Annotated in this window: 1 protein-coding gene; it reads right to left on the reverse strand. The window is 38.5% G+C overall.

Annotation, left to right across the window (positions count from 1 at the left end):
- The coding region (locus OS188_RS14725; RefSeq protein ID WP_267149611.1) for a hypothetical protein at positions 1-470 on the reverse strand (470 nt) is incomplete at both ends.

Genomic DNA, 470 nt, shown 5'->3' on the forward strand with positions numbered 1-470 from the left:
CATGCTGGAATTAGAACTTCAGTTGTAAAGCTTTCTTCGGCACATCCTACAGCATTTCCTGCTGTATTATAGGGTGTAATACTCACAAAAATCTCCGTGTTTTCAGGGAAGTCAGTTGGCGGATTGTAAGTAGTTGTGTTACCTACATCTACTCCATTTGCAAGATCTGAAGCGCCAGAACTTGTTCCAATAGTAATTAAATACCCTGTAGCGTTTACAATAGCATTCCAGGTAATATCAGAATCAACCAAAACATCTGTTTCCCCATTAAACGGACTTACTAAATTTGTACATGCTGGAATTAAAACTTCAGTTGTAAAGCTTTCCTCGGCACATCCTATTGCACTTCCTGCTGTATTATATGGTGTAATATTCACAAAAATCTCTGTGTTTTCAGGAAAATCAGTGGGTGGATTATAAGTTGTGGTATTGCCTACATCTACTCCATTTGCAATATCTGAAGCGCCAGA

Source organism: Xanthomarina sp. F1114 (assembly GCF_026410255.1).
Classification (GTDB): Bacteria; Bacteroidota; Bacteroidia; order Flavobacteriales; family Flavobacteriaceae; genus Xanthomarina.